The organism is Rathayibacter sp. AY1C7, from assembly GCF_002931865.1.
Lineage (GTDB): Bacteria > Actinomycetota > Actinomycetes > Actinomycetales > Microbacteriaceae > Rathayibacter.
This window is the reverse complement of sequence record NZ_PSWB01000037.1, coordinates 1-18,421: the sequence shown is the minus strand read 5'-3', so window position 1 is coordinate 18,421 and position 18,421 is coordinate 1. Positions and strand designations below refer to the sequence as shown.

Here is an 18,421-nt window from a genome sequence, read left to right as displayed (position 1 = left end):
CCGTCACGACCGAAGGACTTCCGATGACCAGCACCTCCGTCCGCACCCAGCTCGACGAGTTCACCGTCGGCTTCGACGACACGGTCGGCCCCGAGCTCGCCGCCGTCTTCTCCGGCGAGCGCGACGACCTCGTCGCCGCCGGCGCCCCGAGCGGAGCCGTCACCGCCGGCGACGCGCTTCCCGCCGCCTCCGTCGTGACCGTCGACGGCGACACCGTCGACCTCGCGGACGTCCTCGGCGCGGGCCCGGCCGTCCTCGTCTTCTACCGCGGAGCCTGGTGCCCGTACTGCAACATCACGCTCAAGCACTACAACGAGACCCTCGCCCCCGAGCTCGCGTCGCGCGGAGTCGCCCTCGTCGCGATCAGCCCGCAGACCCCCGACGGGTCGCGCGCGGCGGTCGCGAACGGCGACCTGGGCTTCACCGTCGTCTCCGACCCCGGCAACACGCTCGCGAGCGCTCTCGGCATCGTCACCGCCCCCAGCGGCGAGGCGCAGGAGGCGCACACCGCGCTCGGCTTCGCCGTGAAGGACAGCAACGCCGACGACACCCCGGCCGTCCCGTACCCGACCGTCCTGGTCGTCGACGTCGACCGGATCGTCCGCACGGCGGACGTGCACGTCGATTACACGACGCGCACGGAGACCGAGGAGATCCTCGCCGCCGTCGACGCGCTCTGACGCCTCCGCTCGCACCCTGAGCACGCGCGGCGGTCGAGCGCACCCCCTCGCCCGCCGCGCCGCCGCTCCCTAGGCTCGACCCGTGACAGCGGAGACGGACGTGCTCGTGGTCGGCGGCGGTCCGGTCGGACTCCTGCTCGGCGCGCTCCTGGCGCGGGCCGGAGTGGACGTGCAGGTGTGGGAGCGGCGCTCCTCGGTGCCGCGCGGCTCGCGGGCGATCGGCATCCATCCGCCGTCGCTCGACGCGTTCGCCGCGATCGGGGCCGATGCTCCCGTGCTGGCCGAGGCCACCCGGGTCCGCGAGGGCGTCGCGCGCAGCCGGGGCCGCACGCTCGGCACGCTCTCGTTCGCGCGCGCCTCCGCGACGCACCCCTACGTCGTCACCCTCGACCAGCACCGCACCGAGGCGATCCTCCGCGAGCGCCTCGAGGCGGCGGCCCCGGACGCGCTGCGCCCCGGCGTCGCGCTGACCGGCCTGCTCCGTCGCGGCTCCACCGTCGAGGCGACCGGCACCGGACCGGGCGGCGAGCCGGTCTCCGTCCGCGCCGCCTTCGTCGTGGGAGCCGACGGCGCACGCAGCACCGTCCGCGATCTGCTCGGGATCCGCACCACCGGCCGCGACTACCCGGACCGCTACGTGATGGGCGACTTCGCCGACCCCGAGCCCGGCGGTCTCACCGGCACCGCGCTGGTCGACGTCGGCCCGGCCGGAGTGGTGGAGTCCTTCCCGCTCCCGGGCGGTCGGCGCCGGTACGTCGCCCTGAGCGGCCCGGACCGTTCCCTCGGCGCCCCCGCCTGGCGGCCCGAGGAGGCCCCCGACCAGGAGGCCGCGCGCGCCCTGGCCGCCGCTGTCCGCGACCGGACGGGCGCCGACGCCGACCCGGAGACGTGCACGATGCTCAGCGGATTCCAGGTGCGGCGCCGCGAGGCCGAGCGGATGGGCGTCGGCCGCGTCGTGCTCATCGGCGACGCCGCGCACGAGATCAGTCCGATCGGCGGGCAGGGCATGAACCTCGGCTGGCTCGACGCCGCCGAGCTCGCCCCCCTCCTGGCCGGTGTCGTGCGCCGCGGCGAGGCCGGCCCCTGGCCCGGCTTCGCCCGGCGGCGCACCACCGCGGCCCGGCGCGCGGCGCGGCAGGCGGAGGCGAACATGGCGCTCGGACGCCCGCTCGGCACGCTCGCGCACCGCGGCCGCGAGGCGTTCCTCCGCACCGCCCTCGCCCTGCCGACCTCGGACCTGCTCGCCCGCGTCTACGCGATGCGCTGGTCCTGAGGGCGGCCGGTCAGCCGACCAGCCGCGCGCCCGCCAGCCCGAGCTCGACCACCAGCACGAGCGAGGCCGCGATCACCAGCCGGAACAGGGTGCGCGTGGGCGGGCCGGTCAGCACCAGGCGGATGCCCGCCGCGGCGAGCACGACCACCGCGAGGGTCCCGATCACCGCGAGCACCACGCCCGTCCCGCGCACCGGCTGGTCGCCGACGAGCTGTCCGACGAGCACGAGCAGCGCGGCGACCACCAGCGACCCGAAGGCGACGACTCCGGAGAGCCGCAGGCCGAGGCGGTGGGGGAAGCCGCGGACCCCGGTGGCCTCGTCGTCGACCAGGTCGGGGAGCACGTTCGTGCAGTGGATCGCGACGCCGAACACGGCGCCGGTCGCGATCGCCCACCAGGCGGGGACCCGGCCGTCGCCCGCCGCCACCGCCACCACCGGCAGCAGCCCGAAGGCGACCACGAAGGGAGCGACCGACCAGACCGTGCGCTTGAGCCCCGCGTCGTAGGCCCAGCCCGCGGCGACCAGCACCAGGTGCGCGACCGCGGCGACCGGTCCGAGCAGCAGCGAGAGCACCACGGCGGCCGCGGCCGTCCCCAGTGCGGCGATGCGGACGGCGCCCACGCCGATCAGCCCCTGCGCGACCGGCTTGTCCGTGCGCCCCACCGCGCGGTCGCGGTCGGCGTCGATCCAGTCGTTCGCGAGCCCGATCGAGAGCTGCCCGAGCAGCACGGCGAGCGCCACCAGCACGACCTGCCCGAGCGGATGCCCGGACGCCGCCGCGATCACGGTCGCCAGCACGGTGACCGTCACGGTCGGCCCGGGGTGCGACGAGGCCAGCAGGAGTCGCACCCGGGACGTCATCCCGCCAGCCTACGGTCGCGGCGGCACAGCGGGTCGCCGGTCGCGCTCCCCGCCCCGGAGCGGGATCCAGCGTGGTCCGAGCGCGGCGCCCTCATCAGCCCGCGACGGGAATGGCCCGGGATGGGGCAGGGTTGCACCACCCGGCACCCCGACTCAGGAAGAAGGCCTCGTGGACCTCGTGCACTGGCTGTTCGACGCGCAGATCGTCATCGGCGAGCAGACCGTCCTCTGGCGGGAGGTCATCGGCAACGTCTTCGGGCTCCTCAGCGCCCTCGGCGGGATGCGGCGGAAGGTCTGGGCCTGGCCCGTCGGCCTCATCGGCAACGTGCTGCTGTTCACGGTCTTCATGGGCGCCCTGTTCGGCACTCCGAACCCCGTCAACCTGCTCGGCCAGGCCGGGCGGCAGGTGATGTTCATCCTGGTCAGCGTCTACGGCTGGTACCGGTGGACCCACCGCCCCGACGACTCGACCACCCTGATCGAGCCGCGCTGGGCGTCGTGGCGCACCCGCGGCCTGCTGGTGCTCGGGATGGTCGGCGGCACCGCGGTGCTGACCCCGGTGTTCCGCGCGCTCGGCTCCTACGAGCCGGTCTGGAGCGACGCGTGGATCTTCGTCGGCTCCGTCCTCGCCACCTACGGCATGGCGAAGGGCTGGACCGAGTTCTGGCTCATCTGGGTGGCCGTCGACCTGGTCGGCGTGCCGTTGCTGTTCTCGGCCGGCTACTACGCGTCGGGGCTGATGTACGTCTTCTACGGCGCGTTCACCCTGGTCGGGTTCTTCGTCTGGATGCGGCAGGGCACCCGTCCGTCCGCCGCTCCGATCACGGTCGGCTAGCTCTAGCAGCCCGCCGCCGCCGGCGGAAGTGGCCGTGCGGGAGGCGCTGTCGGTGGTCCACTGGGAGCGGAGGCGCCCGCCTCCCCCACCCGGAACGGACGCCATGCTCTCCCTCGTCTACTCCAGCCGCACCTCCGCCGGCTTCACGGACGCCGACCTCCCCGCGCTGCTCGCCCAGTGCCGCGCGAACAACGAGCGCCTCGGCCTGACCGGCATGCTCCTGCACCGCGACGGCCGATTCCTCCAGGTGCTCGAGGGGCCGGACGAGGTCCTGCGCGAGCGGATGGCCGTCATCGCCGCCGACGAGCGCCACGCGCAGCTGCGCACCCTCCTCGAGGAGCCGATCCGGGAGCGGCTGTTCCCGGAGTGGTCGATGGCGTTCGAGTCCGCCGCCGACGCCGACGCCGCCGGGCTCCGCACCTCCTTCGACGACCTCGACGACGCCGAGGCCGAGAGCGCGACGCTCCCGGCCCTGCGCGAGCTCATCCGCTTCTTCCGCGAGCGGAGCTAGGCGGAGCGACCCGGGACGCCGGGACCGCGGCCGGTCCGCCGCCGGGAGCCGACGCCCGTCAGTCCTCCGCCGAGGGAGGAGCGAGCCGGTCGAGCCGCGCCAGGAGCGGGGCGAAGCCGTCGCCGAGCAGGGCGCTCAGCGGCTCGCCGAACCAGAACCGCCAGACGGAGTCGAGCTCCTCGCCGGTGATCCGTCCTCGGCGCAGGAGGATGCTCGCGATCGGGGCCGCCTCAGACGCGTGCTCGTCGCGGGGAGCGCCGTCCTCGCGACCCGGCTCGAGTCCGTACGGATCGACCGCGTCGAGCTCCCGCAGGACGGCCGCCAGCATCGCGTCACGGCGTTCCGCGGCCGCCCCGTCCTGATTCGTCGGTGCTCGGCGCTCCATCGCGAGAAGGTACCGAGCCCACTCCTCGTCGTCCATTCGTCGTCTCCGATCTCTCCGGATGCCGCGCCTTCTCGAGGCCTTTCTCTTCCTTCGGCGCCGGCTCGTCGAGGCACGGGGAAACCGCCTCTCCGACGGCTTATCATCCCCCCGCGAGAAAGGCGCGGACGCCTTCCCGCGTCAGCCCCGAGGCGACGGCGAGCCGGTGCTCTCCGGCCCCGAGTCGGGCGGCTCCGCGGAGGGCCGCGGCCCTTTCTCCGCCCTCGCCGGAAGTCCCGCTCCGGAATGCCGCGAATTCCGCGGACACCTTATCGAGAGCGTCGACGACATCGCCGGACACGCTCTCCGGCGGCTCGCCGAGATCGATGCGCCAGCCTCTCCCGGACTTCTCGTCGCTGTCGTTCACACGCGGGAAAGTACCCCGGACCGCAGGGCGGCGCCTGTGATCGCCCGACGCCGTCGCGCCCCAGGGATCCGTCGTCGACGTCCGAGCGCACACGCCTCCCGGTCCGGAGAGGACGGCCTTCGAGGACTGTCCCGAGGACCTCGTCGCCGCGCTCCGCTCCGATGCGGCCTCCGCCTCGGCCGAGGTCTTCGACGGCTGACCCGACCGCGGCGACCACCCGCTGCGACGACCGCCGGGCGGAAGCGCGGATCGCGCCGTTCCGGCGCGCCCGCACCAGCGGCGCCGGAACGTCCGGCCGATCCGGGAGCGGCACCCCGTCCGAGCCGTCGAGGTTCCGTCGGTGTGCAGGCCCCCGCGCCGAGGGACGTAAAGTGTGCTCACACGCGCCCGCGGACGGGCGAGCCGCCCGTGAGGGCGCCCCGGTCCTGCGTCGGAGGCGCCGATCACAGAGAGCCGCGGTGCCCCGATGCCGGAAGACAAGCCCGCGTCGCGGGCGCCGAGCATCTACGACGTCGCCCGCGCGGCCGGCGTCTCGCACCAGACCGTCTCCCGCGTCCTGAACGACCACCCGAGCCTCCGCGCCGAGACGAAGAAGCGCGTGCTCGAGGTGATGGCCGAGCTCGACTACCGCCCCAACCTCGCCGCACGGGCACTGGTCACCAGCCGCACCCGCACCGTCGGCGTGCTGTCCTCGCAGAGCCTGCAGTACGGTCCGGCCTCCAGCATCCAGGCCATCGAGGTGGCGGCGCGCGACGCGGGCTACCTCGTGGTCACGGCCAACGTCGACGGCACCGACGGCGCGTCGATCCAGGCCGGGATCCGGCATCTGCTCAACCAGGCGGTCGAGGGCCTCGTGGTCGTCGCCCCGCAGATCCGCGTCTTCGACATCCTCTCCGGAGTCGCGCTGCGCATCCCGCACGTGACGCTGCAGACGAGCGAGGACGACCGCGACGACGCGCTCTACGTCGACCAGATGGCCGGCGCCCGCATCGCCACCGGGCACCTGATCGACCTCGGGCACACCGAGATCGTGCACCTCGCCGGCCCGCAGGACTGGATCGAGGCCGAGGCGCGGATGCGCGGCTACCTCGCCGAGCTCGACCACCGCTCGATCCCGCTGCGCCCGCCGCTGCTCGGCGACTGGAGCGCCGAGCGCGGCCACCGCGTGGGCCTCGAGCTCTCGCGCTTCCTCGACTTCACCGCGGTGTTCGCGGGGAACGACCAGATGGCGCTCGGACTGATGAGCGCGTTCCACGAGCGCGGGGTCCGCGTGCCGGAGGACGTCAGCGTCATCGGCTTCGACGACATCCCCGAGGCGGCGTTCTACTGGCCGCCGCTGACCAGCGTCCGCCAGGACTTCGTGGAGCTCGGACGCCGGTGCGTGGCCGCGCTGCTCAGCCTGATCGAGGGCGACCGGCCGGAGAAGGCGGCGCCGATCGCTCCGCAGCTGGTCGTCCGCGGATCCACGGCCGTCCCCCGGAGCGCGAGCGTCACCGCCTCGCGCTGACCGGCGGCCGCGACGCCCTCGCGCCGCGACCGCCCGGGATCACTCGCCGTGAGCGGCGATCGACACGTCGTTCCAGCGCTTCCAGGTCTCGAGGCGCGACTCGTAGTCCGCCGTCGCGATGCCCAGCGGCGCGCGCCCGAAGAAGATCCGCAGCGGCGGCTCGTCCGCGTCCACGACCGCGAGGATCCCGAGGCGCGAGGCCCGCGGGTCGCCCTGCTGAGCGGCGGAGGGGCGTCGGCTCGCTGCCTCCCGGACCTCGTCGTACGCGGCGATCGGCTCGCTGCGCGACGCGGAGGGACCGGACCAGTCGGTCGAGTACCCGCCGGGCTCGACGAGGGTCACGTGGATCCCGAAGCCGGCGACCTCGGCGGCCAGCGACTGGGTGAAGCCCTCGAACGCCCACTTCGACGCGTGGTACGCGCCGATCGAGGGGAACGCGCTGATGCCGCCGATGCTCGACACCTGGACGATGTGGCCCGAGCCCTGCTCGCGGAGGATCGGCAGCGCGGCCTGGGTGATCCAGAGGGCGCCGAAGACGTTGGTCTCGAGCTGCGCGCGGACCTCCTCCTCGGTGAGCTCCTCGATCATGCCGAAGTGCCCGTAGCCGGCGTTGTTGATCACGACGTCCAGCCGGCCGAACCGCTCGGCCGCGGCCTGCACAGCGGCGAAGCCGGCCGCGCGGTCGGTCACGTCGAGGGTCAGCGGGAGGAACGTGTCCGGATACTCCTCGACGAGGGCGTCGAGGGTCTCGATCCGGCGGGCGGTGCCGGCGACCGAGTCGCCGCGCTCGAGCGCCGCCTCGGCCCACTCGCGGCCGAAGCCCTTCGAGGCGCCGGTGATGAACCAGGTCTTCGTCATGGTGTGCGTCCTTTCGACAGTGCTGAACGCAACGCCGACGGCTCCGGCTCCCTTCCGGGGCCGGGGACCCTTGACACGAGCGGTCGGGGAGCGGACGACGCGGTATGCGAGGCCGCCGGTGTCCCGTTACCGAGTCGAGACGTGCGCGTTGACACGAACGGCGCCGTCGGGTCTAGCATGACGCAATGTGATCGCTCACATGGCATCACATCTCCGCCCCGATCCCGAGGGCGGCCCTGCATCCACTGCATTCAATGACGAAGGAATCACAGTGACCACAATGAAGCGCGCTCTCATCGCCGGCATCGCCGGCGGAGCGATGATCCTCTCCCTCGCCGCCTGCTCCTCCGGAACCGGTGGCGGCTCGGGCTCGGGATCCGGCGACGGCGGCCTCGTCGGCGTCGCGATGCCGACCAAGTCGTCCGAGCGCTGGATCGCTGACGGCAACAACGTCAAGTCGCAGCTCGAGGAGGCCGGCTACAAGGTCGACCTGCAGTACGCCGAGGACGACATCCCCACCCAGGTCTCGCAGCTCGAGAACATGATCACCAAGGGCGCCAAGGCCCTGATCGTCGCCTCGATCGACGGCACCACCCTCACGAGCGTGCTCGAGGAGGCCAAGGCCAACGACATCCCCGTCATCGCCTACGACCGCCTCATCCGCGACTCCGAGAACGTGGACTACTACGCCACGTTCGACAACTACAAGGTGGGCGTCCAGCAGGCCACCTCGCTCCTCGCGGGCCTCGGTCTCACCGACCTCACCGGCGCGAAGGCCGCCGACGCCCCCGCCGGCCCGTTCAACGTCGAGCTGTTCGCCGGCAGCCCCGACGACAACAACGCCACGTTCTTCTTCAACGGCGCGATGGACACCCTCCAGCCGTACATCGACGACAAGACGCTCGTCGTGAAGTCCGGCGAGACCGACTTCAACACCGTCGCCACGCTGCGCTGGGACGGCGAGGTCGCCCAGAGCCGCATGGAGGACATCCTCACCAAGACGTACTCCGACGGCTCCAAGGTCCAGGGCGTCCTCTCGCCCTACGACGGCCTCAGCCGCGGCATCATCTCGGCTCTGACCGACGCCGGCTACACCGTCGGCTCCGACTTCCCGATCATCACCGGTCAGGACGCCGAGCTCGACTCCGTCAAGGCGATCATCGCCGGCGAGCAGTACGCGACCATCTACAAGGACACCCGCGAGCTCGCCAAGGAGGCCGTGAAGATGGCCCAGGCCGTGCTCGAGGGCACCGAGCCCGAGGTCAACGACACCGACACCTACGACAACGGCAAGAAGGTCGTCCCGTCCTTCCTGCTCGAGCCGGTCATCGTCACCAAGGACCAGATCCAGTCCGTCCTCGTCGACGGCGGCTACTACACCGACGCGGAAGTGAACGGCTAGTCCTCTCTCCTCACCCGAGAAGGAACACCCCGGGAGGGCGCCCACTGGGCGCCCTCCCCCACTACGAAGGAAGGGAGGCGGCGTGACCTCGAACATCCTCGAGATGCGCGGCATCACCAAGACGTTCCCGGGCGTGAAGGCGCTCCAGGACGTCACGCTCAACGCACAGCGCGGCGAAGTCCACGCGATCTGCGGGGAGAACGGCGCCGGCAAGTCGACGCTGATGAAGGTCCTGTCGGGCGTCTACCCGCACGGCACCTACGAGGGCGACATCGTCTTCGAGGACGAGGTGATGCAGTTCTCCAGCATCCGCGACTCGGAGGCGAAGGGCATCGTCATCATCCACCAGGAGCTGGCCCTCAGCCCCTACCTCTCCATCGCGGAGAACATCTTCCTCGGCAACGAGGTGCGCGGCTTCGGCGGCCTGATCGACTGGAACAAGACCAACCAGGAGGCGGCGGCGCTGCTGGCCCGCGTGGGTCTGCGCGAGAACCCGACCACCAAGATCATGGAGATCGGAGTCGGCAAGCAGCAGCTCGTCGAGATCGCGAAGGCGCTCTCCAAGCGGGTCAAGCTGCTCATCCTCGACGAGCCCACCGCCGCCCTGAACGACGAGGACTCGGACCACCTGCTCGATCTGATCCTGCACCTCAAGGAGCAGGGCATCACGTCGATCATCATCAGCCACAAGCTGAACGAGATCAAGAAGATCGCGGACACCGTCACGGTCATCCGCGACGGCAAGACCATCGAGACGATCGCTCACGACGACGTCACCGAGGACCGCATCATCAAGGACATGGTCGGCCGCGACCTCGACCACCGCTACCCGGACCACACGCCGCACATCGGCGAGGAGATCCTGCGCGTGGTCGACTGGACGGCCCACCACCCCCAGGACCCGTCCCGGGTCATGGTGGACAAGGTCAACCTGTCGGTCCACCGCGGCGAGATCGTCGGCATCGCCGGGCTCATGGGCGCCGGGCGCACCGAGTTCGCGATGAGCCTCTTCGGCCGCTCCTACGGCAGCCGCATCTCCGGCCAGGTCTTCAAGGCCGGCAAGGAGATCAAGATCCGCAACGTCTCGGAGGCAATCGCCCACGGGCTCGCCTACGCGACCGAGGACCGCAAGCACTACGGCCTCAACCTCATCGACGACATCAAGCGGAACATCTCGCTCGCGTCGCTCGACAAGGTCGCCCGCGGCGGACTCGTCGACGACAACCGCGAGTTCGAGGTCGCCAACGAGTACCGCGGCAGCATGAACATCAAGTCGCCGACCGTGCTCGCCAAGACCGGGAAGCTCTCCGGCGGCAACCAGCAGAAGGTCGTCCTGTCGAAGTGGATCTACTCCGACCCGGACGTCCTCATCCTCGACGAGCCCACCCGCGGCATCGACGTGGGTGCGAAGTACGAGATCTACACCATCATCAACCGGCTCGCGGCGCAGGGTAAGGGGATCATCGTCATCTCCTCCGAGCTGCCGGAGCTGCTCGGCATCTGCGACCGCGTCTACGCGCTGTCGGAGGGCCGGATCACGGGCGAGCTGCCCATCGCCGAGGCGACGCCCGAGGCGGTCCTCACCCTCATGACCCAGGAGAAGCAACGATGACCGATCTGCAGAACGAACCGTCCACCGCGGCCGGTGCGCAGGTGAAGCCCACCGAGAACGCCTTCACGAAGCGCCTCAGCCATGTGCTGGGCGACCTCGGCAAGAACGGCATCTTCATCGCCCTCATCGTGGTGGTGCTGCTGTTCGAGGTGATGACCGGCGGAATCCTCCTCCGCCCCCAGAACATCTCGAACCTGATCGTCCAGAACGGCTACATCCTGATCCTCGCCATCGGCATGGTGATGGTCATCGTGGCCGGGCACATCGACCTCTCGGTCGGCTCGGTCGCGGCGTTCGTCGGAGCGATCTCCGGCGTCTTCGCGGTCAACATGGGTCTCCCGTGGTGGCTGTCGATCATCCTCTCCCTCCTCATCGGCGCCCTGGTCGGAGCGTGGCAGGGCTTCTGGATCGCCTACGTCGGAATCCCGGCGTTCATCGTGACCCTGGCGGGCATGCTGATCTTCCGCGGCCTGGCGCTCGTCGTCCTCGGCAACGCGAACATCGGCTCCTTCCCGACCGAGTACCGCGCGCTGGGCAACGGCTTCCTCACCGACCTGTTCGGCGAGACCGACCTCGACCCGCTGTCGCTCGTCATCGGCGCGCTCGCGATCGTCGCCTTCGCCGTGCAGTCCGTGCGCACCCGCCGCGGCCGCCAGAAGTACGCGCAGAGCGTCGAGCCGGGCGCCTGGTTCGTCACCAAGCTCGTCCTCGTCTCCGTCGTGATCGCGGCCTTCTCCTTCGCGCTGGCCACCTTCAAGGGCATCCCGGTCACCCTGATCGTGCTCGCCGTGCTCGTCCTGATCTACGGCGTGGTCATGAACCGCTCCGTCTTCGGCCGCCACGTCTACGCGATCGGCGGCAACCTGCACGCCGCGGAGCTGTCCGGCATCAAGACCCGCAACGTCACCTTCTGGCTGTTCGTCAACATGGGCGTCCTCGCGGCGCTGGCCGGCCTCGTCTTCACCGCGCGACTCAACCTCGCCGGCCCGAAGGCGGGCGACGGCTTCGAGCTCGAGGCCATCTCGGCCGCGTTCATCGGCGGCGCGGCGGTCCAGGGCGGCGTCGGCACCATCGGCGGCGCGATCATCGGTGGCCTCATCATCGGCGTCCTGAACAACGGAATGTCGATCATGGGCATCGGCATCGAGTGGCAGCAGGCGGTCAAGGGCCTCGTGCTCCTGCTCGCGGTCGCCTTCGACGTCTACAACAAGCGCCGCTCGGGCGGACGCTAGGCCCTGCGGTCGTGCCCGACTGGTCGCGGTTCCTGCCGCTGAGCACCGGGCCCTCGGTCGACGAGACGGGCGTCAGCAACGACTGGCGCCCCCTCGTCGCCGAGAGGCTCGACCGCCTCGCCGTCCTGGCCGCCTCGCCCTCCACCACGGAAGGCGAGGCGGCCAGTGCCGTCTCCCGGGACGCCCTGCTCGGAGAGCTCGTCGTGCGGCTCTCGAGCAGCACCGGCCAGCGCCTCGCGACGCGGATGGGCGCCCGCGAGGCCTCCTCCCCTCCCCCTGCCGCCGAGATCGCCCCGGCCCTGGCCGCTCTCGCCTCCGCTCGCCGCGCCGGCGCCGGTCCCCGCTCGGTCGCCGAGCTGGTCGAGGTCGTCCGCGTCGAGCTCGCCCTCTCCCCCGAGCCGCTCGCCCTCTCCTCCCGCATCACCGGCGGGGTGGCCCTGGACCGCCTGCAGCGCGCGCCGCTCGCGATCCGCGCCGCCGTCCGCGGTCGCACCCTCGCTCCGACCGACGCGGAGTGGGAGCTCGGCTCCGGCCCCGCCCTGCGCGTGCCGGCCGACGCGATCCTCCGCTTCCTGCTCGGCCTCGGCCCCTTCCCCGCCGAGCCGACCGCCTAGGCGGCGCCGCCCCTGCCCCCGGGCGGAGGCGGCGCCGCCCCGGTCGTAGCATCGGAGGATGACGCGCTCACTGCCGAGAAGCACCCCGTCCGCCCGCTCCGTCGACGCCGAGGGAGTGCTGGCCTTCGTCGACGGGGTCGAGGCCGCTCCCGGCGTCGAGCTGCACGGGCTGATGGTCGTGCAGGGCGGCGACGTGGTCGCCGAGGGCTGGTGGGCGCCGTACTCGGCCGAGCGGCTGCACCTCTTCTACTCGCTGAGCAAGAGCTTCACCGCGACCGCCGTCGGCCTCGCGGTCGCGGAGGGCCCGGTCGATCTGGACGCCACCGTCCTCTCGTACTTCCCCGAGCTCGACGACGAGATCACCGACCCGCGCTCGCGTGCGATCCGCGTCCGCCACGTCCTCGCGATGGCGAGCGGCCACTCCGCCGAGACGATCGACCGCGCCGAGGAGAGGGACCCGGTCGACCTGGTGCGCGGCTTCCTCCTCCTCCCGCCGGAGCAGGAGCCGGGCAGCGTCTTCGCCTACAACCAGCCCTGCACCTTCGCCGCCGCCGCGATCGTGCAGCGCGTGAGCGGGCAGTCGCTGACCGACTACCTGCGCCCGCGCCTGCTCGATCCGCTCGGCATCGGCGAGGTCGCCTGGCATCGCGACGACTCGGGGCGCGAGCTCGGCTACAGCGGGCTGCACGCCACCACCGAGGCGGCCGCTGCACTCGGACTGCTGTACCTGCAGGAGGGGCGCTGGGGCGACCAGCGGATCCTCTCGCCGGAGTGGGTCGCCGAGGCGTCCCGCGCGCACGTCCCGACCCACGAGGACGGCGGACCGGACTGGCAGCAGGGCTACGGCTTCCAGTTCTGGCGGTCGCTGCACGGCTACCGCGCGGACGGCGCGTACGGGCAATTCAGCCTGATCGTGCCCGAGCACGAGCTCGTGATCGCGCTGACCGGCCAGACCTCGGACACGCAGACGCTGCTCGCGCTCGCCTGGGAGCACCTGCTCCCCGCCGTCGGCCGCGGGTCCACGGCGGAGGCCGACGCCCGGCTGGCCGACCGGCTGTCGGAGCTCGCCCTTCGCCCGCTCGAGGGCGCCTCCCCCGCGACCGGGAGCTACACGCCGGTCGGATCGTGGCCCGAGGCCGTCGAGGTGACGGCCGACGAGGGCGGCTGGACGCTCGCGCTGATCGAGGGCGACGAGCGCTTCGCCGTGACGCCCGGCGCAGGAGCCTGGACCGTCGACGGGCCGTTCGCGGCGAGCGCCGGACCCTCGGGCGACAGCGTGCTGGTCGACGTCGTGTTCCTCGAGACCCCGCACCGCCTGCACGTCGAGCTCGCTCCCGACCGCACCGCCCGCGTCCGCTGGGAGACGGAGCCGCTGCACGACGGCCCGCTCGCCGGGCTGCGCGCCCCGCGCTGACGGCAGGACCCGCTCCGCTCATCCGTCGCGAACGGCCCGTCCGCCCCTCGACGACGGGCCGTTCGCGACGGATCGAGAGGGGTCGCGCTCGGCCGTGCGGACCGCGCATCGGGCGGTGCTCACCGGGGGTCGACGAGTCGAGGAGCGGAGTGGGCACGAGGGTCCTTCCTGGGTGGCGGCGCTCTGGCACAATCGTCGGAGCGCTGCTCCGGAACATTGCGGAGCACTGCTCCGGAACGTGGTGGAGCTGCGCTCGGAGGCATTACGGAGCGCCGCTCCGACAAGCAAGGAGAACCGATGAGCGACCGTGCGCCCCGCACGCCCGGCCGACCGCGGACGAGTCGCGACGCTCTGCTCGCCGCCGCGGCGACGGTGTTCGTGGCCTCCGGCGTGGACGCGCCGGTCCGCGAGATCGCTGCGGAGGCCGGCGTCGGCATGGGGACGATCTACCGGCACTTCCCGACCCGCTCGGAGCTCGTGGTCGCCGTCTACCGCCACCAGGTCGAGGCCTGCGCGGAGGCGGGCCCACGGCTGCTCGCCGACAGCGCGACCACGGAGGCCGCCCTCCGGGCCTGGGTCGCCCACTTCGTCGACCTCCTGGTGACCAAGCACGGCCTCGCCGGTGCGCTCCAGGGCGACAGTGCCGGATCCGACGCCCTGCACGCCTACTTCGTGGAGCGGCTCGTCCCCGTCTGCGGCGACCTGCTCGAGGCGGCACGACCCGCCCGGATCCCGGCGTCGAGCCTCAGCGGCTACATGCTCCTCAAGGGCATCGGCAACCTCTGCATCGGCGCCGCCCACGATCCGGACTACGACGCCGACACCCTCGTGCAGGCCCTCGTCACTGGAGCGCTGCAGGCGGATCAGCCCTGATCGCCTCCACGGTCCGCTCGACCGCGTCCTCGACCGCCGCCCTGCGGCTCGCGTCGTCCTCGCGCTCGGACTCGTGGACGAAGACGGCTGCGCCGCGCCGGGCTCCGCAGTAGTCGATGATCCCGTGCTGGATCTGCGTCAGCAGCGCCTGCTCGTAGCCGTGCCGCTCGTAGGTCCCGGCGGAGTCCCCCGCGACGAGGACGAGGTGGACGGTCAGAGCGCCGAGCCTGCGCTGCGTGCCGTGGACGGGGTCGATGTCGAAGGCCCAGCCGGCGAGGAAGACGCGGTCGATCCAGCCCTTCAGCAGCGCGGGCATCGACCACCAGTAGACGGGGAAGACGAGCACGAGGTGGTCGACGCCGTCGAGCCGGCGCTGCTCGCGGAGGACGTCGTCGGGAACCGGGCCGACACCGCGGTAGCGGTCCCGGTCGGCCGCGCCGAACCGCGGGTCGAAGCCCTCGCTGTCGAGGTCGGCCGTCTCCACTCCGTCGGGGCCGAGCTCGTCCCGCAGCCGCCGGGCGAGGGCGGCGGTGAGGGAGTCGCGGTCGGGGTGCGCGGTGACGAGGAGGGTGCTCACCGCTCCAGTGAACCGCACCCGCCCTGCGGCACCCCTGGCAGGATGACCCGGTGACTCCGCACCGCTCCCCCCGCCGCCCCGACGTCGTCTCCGTCGAGCTCGTCGGCGGACCGGAGCCGCTCGAGCTCGCCCTGCACGAGCACGACCCCGAGTGGTCCGCCGTGTTCGAGGAGCACCGGCGGCGCATCCTCGAGGCCGTCCCGGGCGTGCGGGTCGAGCACATCGGCTCGACCTCCGTCCCGGGCCTGCCCGCGAAGCCGATCGTCGACGTGCTCGTCGTCGTGCCCGACGTCACGGCGGAGGAGGACCACGTCGCGCCGCTGCTCGCGGCCGGCTACGTCCTGCGCACCCGCGAGCCCGGGCACCGGCTCATCCGCACGCCCGGACGGGACGCCCACGTCCACATCTACGAGGAGGGTCATCCCGCGATCGACGCGTACCTCCTCCTGCGCGACCGGCTGCGCACCGACCCGGCCGACCGCGAGCTCTACCGCAGCACGAAGGCGTCTCTCCTCCTCCGGCGCTGGGAGGACGGGAACGACTACGCCGAGGCGAAGTCCGCCGTGATCGCGGCCATCCTCGAGCGCGCGAGATCCTCGCAGCCCTGAGATCGATATCCGGAAGGCGGTCGGCGGCTAGGCCGCACCGCACGTCCGATCGCCCTCGAGCCCTCCGGCCCGGGGGCGGTCGCGGTTCGGGCGGCATCGGATGATCGACGGTTCGCGGAGCGCGCCCTCCAACCGGGCGGAGCGTTCGCGCCGGAAGGTCGAGCAGCGAGGATCGGCCCGCGCAGCCGTCGGTATCCGGCGACCGAATGGATTCGGATGTTGACGTCATCAGAGCCCCGTGGAAGCCTGATGTTTGCGTGAACATGCGCGAAGTCCCCGGTGCAAAGGAGCACAGCATGACGTCTCGACCACGAACGGCCGCCGCGGCGGTGGCCGCGCTGCTCGTCGCAGCACTCCTGGGCACAGGAGCGCAGTCGGCCTCGGCCGCCGTGGCCACGGATCCCGACGACGGAGTGCCGCGCACCTCGACGCCCGTGACCTACACCGACTACCCGGCGGTCCAGGACCCGGGCAGCACCGCGGCCGGCTACTTCCAGCCCTACTGGTACGACACCGACGGCCGCCACATCCAGGCGCACGGCGGCCAGATCGTCACCGTCGAGGAGGGCGGTCAGCAGGTCCAGTACTGGTACGGCGAGGACCGCACGAAGGGCTACTGGAACAGCCCCGGAGTCGCGGTCTACCGCTCCACCGACGGCCACAACTGGGAGAACAAGGGCACCGCGCTCCGCAGCGTCTCGGCTCCGGCCGACCTCGAGGCCCCTTACTTCGACGCGCTCTACGACACCGTCGACGACTCCGGAGCCCCTCGCGCCGACCGCATCGCGGAGCTCGACTACCACCTCGACACGACGCAGGCCTCGCCGAACACCGCCATCTTCGAGCGCCCCAAGGTCCTCTTCAACGAGAAGACCGGCAAGTGGGTCATGTGGTGGCACTCCGACGGCCGCATCACCCCGGGTGGCAGCACCTATGCGCGCTCGATGGCGGGAGTCGCCGTCTCGGACAGCCCGACCGGGCCCTTCACGCTCCAGGGCGTCTACCGCCTCTACAACCGCACGGACTACAAGGCCTGCACCACCTCCGCCGTGCCCGGGCAGGCCCGGGACATGACCGTCTTCCAGGACGAGGACGGCACCGCGTACATCTCCTACTCCTCCGAGGAGAACTACTCGCTCTACGTGGCGAAGCTGGACGCCGACTACACCAACGTCGAGCGGACCACCACGACCGACACCCTCGACGCGAACCAGTACTCGGCCGACGGAACCTACCCCTACGTCTTCGCCGACGGTGCGGCCGGAGCACCGGTGCGCGGCACCGACTTCCAGATCGTGAAGGAGTGCGGACACCTCGAGGCGCCCGCGATCTTCGCCAACGGCGGCAAGTACTACACGATCGCCTCCGGGGCGACCGGCTGGGCGCCGAACCCGCAGACCTACTACACCGCCGACTCGATCCTCGGCGCGTGGACCCGCGGAGTCGAGAAGGGCGACGCCGACGAGAACGTCGCCTACAACGCGATCCCGGAGGGCGGCGACGGCCTGCTCTCGATCGGCGACTCCCGCAAGACGACCTTCGGCTCGCAGTCGACGAACGTCCTCACGCTCGCTCCCGGGAAGTACGTCTACATGGGCGACCGGTGGAACGAGGGCAAGTCGGACTCGACCTACGTCTGGCTCCCGATGACGGTCGGCGAGAACGGCCGCCTCGAGATGCGGAACCCCGCTCAAGAGGACCCGGCGCGCTGGGGATCCGGCTGGAACCTCTCCTACTGGGACGACAAGGGGGTCGGCGACGGCGTCTGGTCGGTCGTGGACGCCCGTCTGCCGAAGCAGGTCCGCCGCGGCGCCGACATCGCCGCCGCGCTCCCCTCGACTGTCTCGGTCGCGAGCAACGGCTCGACCCGCGACGTCGCCGTGACCTGGGCCGCCCCCGGCCCCGCCGAGCTCGGCACGGTGCGGGTGACGGGCACGCTCGCCGCCGACGCCGGATTCTCCTCCGGCCGCCGCTTCACCCGCACGATCGAGGTGGCGGAGCCGGGCATCGCGAACCTCGCTCCCGGAGCGTCCGTCGCGGTCTCGAGCCGCACGGACCTCGTCGGCAAGCTCATCGACGGCGACGTCAAGGGCAAGGGCTGGGACGACTGGTCCTCGGCCGGCTACCCGCGCGACAGCCGCCTCTCCTTCTCCTGGGGCGCGGCGCAGAACCTCGACTCGGTGACGGTCAGCACCTACAAGGACGGTGCGACCGCCACCTGGCCCTCGAGGATCGAGGTCGAGTACCAGGTGAACGGCGCATGGACGACCTCCTCGGTCGCCACCACCCTCAGCCAGGCGGCGACCGGATCCGCCCCGACGGCGATCCTCGACCTGTCCTCCCTGCCCGACACCACGGGCCTCCGCCTGCACCTCACCAGCGCGGCGAACACGTGGCAGTCGGTCTCGGAGGTGCAGATCTGGGGCACCGCGCCGCCGACGAACGTCTGCCGCGTCCCCGGAGCCGCGGTCTCGGCGTCGTTCAGCCAGACGAAGTACGCGACCCTCCCCGCGAAGAACGCCTGCGACGGCAACGTGAGCACCCCCTGGTCGACCTGGACCGACGGCACCTTCGCCGGCAGCGCCGAGTTCACGCTGACGAACACCGAGGCGCACCGCGTCGCCGGGCTCACCTTCACCAACACCGAGGGCACCCTGGCGTCGGTGAGCGTGGCCTACCGCGCCGAGGACGGCACCTGGAAGCCGACCACCGCGCAGAACGTCGCTCCGGCGGCGAACGGCACGCTGACCACGATCCCGTTCGCGGCGGTCTCGG

General features: G+C 72.0%; 18 protein-coding genes. 13 read left to right on the top strand and 5 right to left on the bottom strand.

Going from position 1 to position 18,421, the window contains the following annotated elements; all coding sequences use genetic code 11:
* Window positions 1–23: 23 nt before the first annotated feature.
* Complete coding sequence (locus tag C5C69_RS15600) at window positions 24–680, top strand: peroxiredoxin-like family protein (RefSeq protein ID WP_104234515.1); 657 nt, start codon at window positions 24–26, stop codon at window positions 678–680.
* A gap of 82 nt (window positions 681–762) precedes the next feature.
* Window positions 763–1,953, top strand: coding sequence for an NAD(P)/FAD-dependent oxidoreductase (locus tag C5C69_RS15595; protein WP_104234514.1), 1,191 nt, complete (start codon window positions 763–765; stop codon window positions 1,951–1,953).
* Window positions 1,954–1,963: 10 nt separating this feature from the next.
* Here the strand turns inward: C5C69_RS15595 and C5C69_RS15590 are convergent, their stop codons facing one another.
* Window positions 1,964–2,815 (bottom strand): UbiA family prenyltransferase, encoded by an 852-nt coding sequence (locus C5C69_RS15590; protein ID WP_104234513.1) that lies wholly within the window; start codon window positions 2,813–2,815, stop codon window positions 1,964–1,966.
* Between the two features lie 169 nt (window positions 2,816–2,984).
* Here C5C69_RS15590 and pnuC point away from each other — a divergent pair, with 169 nt between their 5' ends.
* Both pnuC and C5C69_RS15580 read left to right on the top strand, forming a co-directional pair.
* Window positions 2,985–3,650 (top strand): nicotinamide riboside transporter PnuC, encoded by a 666-nt coding sequence (pnuC, locus tag C5C69_RS15585; protein ID WP_104227403.1) that lies wholly within the window; start codon window positions 2,985–2,987, stop codon window positions 3,648–3,650.
* A 103-nt stretch (window positions 3,651–3,753) separates the two neighbouring features.
* Window positions 3,754–4,161: a BLUF domain-containing protein gene (locus C5C69_RS15580; RefSeq protein WP_104258270.1), complete on the top strand. Its 408-nt coding sequence runs from the start codon at window positions 3,754–3,756 to the stop codon at window positions 4,159–4,161.
* A 58-nt stretch (window positions 4,162–4,219) separates the two neighbouring features.
* Here C5C69_RS15580 and C5C69_RS15575 read toward each other — a convergent pair whose 3' ends face one another.
* The gene (locus tag C5C69_RS15575) at window positions 4,220–4,546 is read right to left on the bottom strand and encodes a hypothetical protein (protein ID WP_146080968.1); all 327 of its coding nucleotides are present in this window, start codon (window positions 4,544–4,546) and stop codon (window positions 4,220–4,222) included.
* A gap of 139 nt (window positions 4,547–4,685) precedes the next feature.
* Window positions 4,686–4,949, bottom strand: a complete 264-nt coding sequence (locus tag C5C69_RS15570) for a hypothetical protein (protein ID WP_104227400.1) — start codon at window positions 4,947–4,949, stop codon at window positions 4,686–4,688.
* 466 nt (window positions 4,950–5,415) lie between these two features.
* Between C5C69_RS15570 and C5C69_RS15565 the strand changes: the two genes are divergently transcribed.
* A complete protein-coding gene (locus C5C69_RS15565; RefSeq protein ID WP_104234510.1) occupies window positions 5,416–6,456 on the top strand; it encodes a LacI family DNA-binding transcriptional regulator in 1,041 nt (346 codons plus the stop codon).
* 39 nt (window positions 6,457–6,495) lie between these two features.
* Here C5C69_RS15565 and C5C69_RS15560 read toward each other — a convergent pair whose 3' ends face one another.
* On the bottom strand, window positions 6,496–7,314 hold the full coding sequence (locus C5C69_RS15560; RefSeq protein ID WP_104234509.1) for an SDR family oxidoreductase: 819 nt from the start codon (window positions 7,312–7,314) through the stop codon (window positions 6,496–6,498).
* Window positions 7,315–7,594: 280 nt separating this feature from the next.
* On the opposite strand from C5C69_RS15560, the gene chvE reads away from it, so the two are divergent.
* The 6 genes from chvE (at window position 7,595) to C5C69_RS15530 (ending at window position 14,461) form a co-directional block, all read left to right on the top strand.
* The gene (chvE, locus tag C5C69_RS15555) at window positions 7,595–8,716 is read left to right on the top strand and encodes a multiple monosaccharide ABC transporter substrate-binding protein (protein WP_104227397.1); all 1,122 of its coding nucleotides are present in this window, start codon (window positions 7,595–7,597) and stop codon (window positions 8,714–8,716) included.
* A gap of 82 nt (window positions 8,717–8,798) precedes the next feature.
* Window positions 8,799–10,328 (top strand): multiple monosaccharide ABC transporter ATP-binding protein, encoded by a 1,530-nt coding sequence (mmsA, locus tag C5C69_RS15550; RefSeq protein WP_104234508.1) that lies wholly within the window; start codon window positions 8,799–8,801, stop codon window positions 10,326–10,328.
* Window positions 10,325–11,560: a multiple monosaccharide ABC transporter permease gene (gene mmsB / locus C5C69_RS15545; RefSeq protein ID WP_104227395.1), complete on the top strand. Its 1,236-nt coding sequence runs from the start codon at window positions 10,325–10,327 to the stop codon at window positions 11,558–11,560. Before mmsA ends, mmsB begins: the two co-directional genes overlap by 4 nt.
* 11 nt (window positions 11,561–11,571) lie before the next feature.
* Window positions 11,572–12,174, top strand: a complete 603-nt coding sequence (locus C5C69_RS15540; RefSeq protein WP_104234507.1) for a hypothetical protein — start codon at window positions 11,572–11,574, stop codon at window positions 12,172–12,174.
* 58 nt (window positions 12,175–12,232) lie between these two features.
* On the top strand, window positions 12,233–13,588 hold the full coding sequence (locus tag C5C69_RS15535; protein WP_104234506.1) for a serine hydrolase: 1,356 nt from the start codon (window positions 12,233–12,235) through the stop codon (window positions 13,586–13,588).
* Between the two features lie 297 nt (window positions 13,589–13,885).
* Window positions 13,886–14,461, top strand: a complete 576-nt coding sequence (locus C5C69_RS15530) for a TetR/AcrR family transcriptional regulator (RefSeq protein WP_104234505.1) — start codon at window positions 13,886–13,888, stop codon at window positions 14,459–14,461.
* On the opposite strand, the gene C5C69_RS15525 is transcribed toward C5C69_RS15530, so the two are convergent.
* A complete protein-coding gene (locus tag C5C69_RS15525) occupies window positions 14,430–15,038 on the bottom strand; it encodes an NAD(P)H-dependent oxidoreductase (RefSeq protein WP_104234504.1) in 609 nt (202 codons plus the stop codon). The two genes, C5C69_RS15530 and C5C69_RS15525, sit on opposite strands and share 32 nt — an antisense overlap.
* Before the next feature lie 50 nt (window positions 15,039–15,088).
* Between C5C69_RS15525 and C5C69_RS15520 the strand changes: the two genes are divergently transcribed.
* Complete coding sequence (locus tag C5C69_RS15520; protein ID WP_104234503.1) at window positions 15,089–15,646, top strand: GrpB family protein; 558 nt, start codon at window positions 15,089–15,091, stop codon at window positions 15,644–15,646.
* Between the two features lie 296 nt (window positions 15,647–15,942).
* Window positions 15,943–18,421, top strand: a 2,479-nt coding sequence (locus C5C69_RS15515) for a family 43 glycosylhydrolase (protein ID WP_104258271.1), incomplete at its 3' end; no start/stop codon positions are given.

Excerpts from the sequence above, each read along its gene's own strand:
- C5C69_RS15600 (WP_104234515.1), top strand. The coding sequence starts at position 24 with ATGACCAGCACCTCCGTCCGCACCCAGCTCGACGAGTTCACCGTCGGC.
- C5C69_RS15590 (WP_104234513.1), bottom strand. The coding sequence starts at position 2,815 with ATGACGTCCCGGGTGCGACTCCTGCTGGCCTCGTCGCACCCCGGGCCG.
- C5C69_RS15580 (WP_104258270.1), top strand. The coding sequence starts at position 3,754 with ATGCTCTCCCTCGTCTACTCCAGCCGCACCTCCGCCGGCTTCACGGAC.
- C5C69_RS15575 (WP_146080968.1), bottom strand. The coding sequence starts at position 4,546 with ATGGAGCGCCGAGCACCGACGAATCAGGACGGGGCGGCCGCGGAACGC.
- C5C69_RS15565 (WP_104234510.1), top strand. The coding sequence starts at position 5,416 with ATGCCGGAAGACAAGCCCGCGTCGCGGGCGCCGAGCATCTACGACGTC.
- C5C69_RS15560 (WP_104234509.1), bottom strand. The coding sequence starts at position 7,314 with ATGACGAAGACCTGGTTCATCACCGGCGCCTCGAAGGGCTTCGGCCGC.
- chvE (WP_104227397.1), top strand. The coding sequence starts at position 7,595 with ATGAAGCGCGCTCTCATCGCCGGCATCGCCGGCGGAGCGATGATCCTC.
- mmsB (WP_104227395.1), top strand. The coding sequence starts at position 10,325 with ATGACCGATCTGCAGAACGAACCGTCCACCGCGGCCGGTGCGCAGGTG.
- C5C69_RS15535 (WP_104234506.1), top strand. The coding sequence starts at position 12,233 with ATGACGCGCTCACTGCCGAGAAGCACCCCGTCCGCCCGCTCCGTCGAC.
- C5C69_RS15530 (WP_104234505.1), top strand. The coding sequence starts at position 13,886 with ATGAGCGACCGTGCGCCCCGCACGCCCGGCCGACCGCGGACGAGTCGC.